Here is a 2,671-nt window from a genome sequence, read left to right on the forward strand (position 1 = left end):
CTGTAGTATCAACGGTAGCAGCACTTGCCACTGTTGAGAATGCAAAGGTTGTGCTTGACATAACGGTGCAAAGTGCAATTGCAACGCTTGTCGCTTTTAGCATTCCGTGCTTGTTCATTGGTTTGATTACTCCTTTCAAAACTTCCAAGGGCATCCTGCCCTATCGTTTATAATGTTATCACAAAATTATCACAATTTCCATAATTTTATTATAGAAAAATGAAAAACGGCAAATTTTACAAATTCAACTATGGAATTATGTGCAATTTGCCGTTCCATTTTCACATTATTATTGTTAATCAAACAATTCCGGGTGCATTCTGCTGTAATGAAATATGTATTGTTGTGCTATCCCCGCACAATCGCCGAAATCCGACGGCATCATACCGGGGAAAAGCTTATCCATTGCCCTTTTCATCCATACATCAACAGGAAAAGCCTCTATTCTGTGTAAACCGAAAAGCAGAGTGCAGTCGGCGACCTTAACTCCGACACCCGTAATTTTCATAAGTTCTTTTCGTGCCTGCTCGTAATCAAGCGTGCGGCAGCTTTCAAGGTCAACCTCACCGCTGTAAACCTTTTGTGCCGCATCTATAAGGTAACGATTACGAAAGCCTGCCCTTAAAGGCGCAAGGTCATCGGCTGAAAGTTCCGCCATTTTTTGCGGTGTAGGAAAAGCAAAATCTCCGGGAGAAATTTCTTCTCCGAAGTTTTCGCAAAGTCTTTGAACAATGCCCTTGATTCTTTTTATATTGTTATTTTGTGAAATAATGAATGTGCAGAGTGCCTCATAAGGCTCTTGCCTTAATATTCTTATACCGGGAGCATATTTTGCCGCCTCTTTAAGCACGGGGTGAATTTCACTTATCTGTTCTCTGATTTTACCGTAATCAAGTTCGAGGTCAAAGTAATCTTTCCATATACTTTCAAAATCGGCTTTATTTGAGTTTTCGATATACAGACGCTCGCCGTCAAGTCTTACCCTGACTTTTTTACCGAAGGCGATTCCGTCAAACGAACCGTCGGCATTTTCTGTCCAGCGAAAACTCTGACCGCAGTCAAGTGTTTGTCTTAAATCAAGGTCTGTTACATTGTCGATACAGATGTAACCGTCAAATTCGGTGCAGGTCATAATATCCTCCGTATAAATTTTGTTTACAGAATTATTTTGATAAAAATTCTAAATAACATTATACATAGTTTTTCATATAAAAACAACTTATTTGAATTTTGTTCTGAATGTTAAGAGGTGAAATTGTGGTTTAACAAATTGATTTGCCAATTAATTATAAAAGTTTGGTCGACCTTTTCAAAGGTCGTGGGTGTGGGCAAAGCCCACAAATACTTTCCGTTTATGCAATCTGACGATAGCCGAACAGCTTGCTGTTTGGCGGCTTGAACACAACGGCGTTAGCCTTTAAAAGCGATAGCAACAAGAAAAGAAATTCGTTATTTCATTAATAAAATATAGGTTCTTTAATGGCTGTCGCCTGTTTTAACAAACTTAGTTTTAACACGCAAACAGCGTGGCTGTTTGCGCCTGATAAATTGTTATATCGGAAGATTTTATGGGCGCTGCCCAAACTCGCAATTTTTGAAAAAATTGAGTAAACTTTTTTGTTTTTGGGAGGATAATTTAGCGTTAGCTAAATTTCAATGTCCGACCGACACTCCGCTAAACCATAATTTAACCCGACTTTTGATAAAAAAGCACCGCCCGTAAATTTTCGTTACGGGCGATGCTTTATCAGATTATTTTAAGTTGTCAGCTGTAAATAATTTAAAATTCATCAAAATATCTCGCAATGTACTGCTGAACTCTTGTTACATCCAAGACAGAAATTTTTCCGTCCTTATTAACATCCGCTGCTTCTTTCTGCTTATCGGTAAAACTTTGATTCTGAGCAATATAAAGCTGTATAGCGGTTACATCGTTTACATCTATCTTTCCGTCGCCTGTAACATCGCCGAGCATTACATCATCGTCACTATACAAATATGCCTTTGTATTTTTGTTTATCGCAAGTTTTTCGTAACCCGCAACAGAAGTAACACCGCTCTGAACTTCGCTGTTTCTTACAACTGCCACAAAGTTGACTTTTAAATCATTGTCAATAAAACCTACGCAAAGAGTTTTAAGATTAAGGTCTACTGTGGTTTCGCCTGTGCTTATAACCTTAAAGTACGCTCTGACAAATACCTTGCCGCCCTTGAAATCGGCGAGGTTTGAAATATCCGTAAAGTTTGACAGTACTTTTCCGTCTGCCTTTTTCACATTTGTAACTTCGTTCGGAATGTTCGGCATATAATCTTTTGAACGCACGGTATCAAGTTCGAGTTTTGTCTTGTCATATGTGAGTGCCCACTCTGCATTTACAACATCCATTGAAGAATCAAGCACATATTCTACACAAACTGTCTTTCCCTTAGTTGCTTTGACATTTGCACTCGGGAAGTAGTTTGATGTAGCGGTTACATTAAGATTTTTGCTCTCTGTAGGTTTAGCTGTGGTCGGTTGAGTGGTCGGTTGAGTGGTTGGTTTTGCGGTAGTCGGCTGTGTAGGTCTTGCTGTTGTCGGCTGTGTAGCCTGAGAAGCTGTTGTAGGAACAATAAGGCTTGTGATGTCACCGCTTGACATATTGTATGCACCTACAGCTGATGAAACGCTGTT

General features: G+C 39.4%; 2 protein-coding genes. Both read right to left on the minus strand.

Annotation, left to right across the window (positions count from 1 at the left end; all coding sequences use genetic code 11):
* Positions 1-295: 295 nt before the first annotated feature.
* The gene (locus H8R91_RS11905) at positions 296-1,132 is read right to left on the minus strand and encodes a DNA-3-methyladenine glycosylase family protein (protein WP_186936401.1); all 837 of its coding nucleotides are present in this window, start codon (positions 1,130-1,132) and stop codon (positions 296-298) included.
* A gap of 648 nt (positions 1,133-1,780) precedes the next feature.
* On the minus strand, positions 1,781-2,671 hold an 891-nt coding region (locus H8R91_RS11910), incomplete at its 5' end, for a dockerin type I repeat-containing protein (protein WP_186936402.1).

Origin of the sequence: Ruminococcus intestinalis, assembly GCF_014288065.1 — a bacterium.
GTDB lineage: Bacteria > Bacillota > Clostridia > Oscillospirales > Acutalibacteraceae > Ruminococcoides > Ruminococcoides intestinale_A.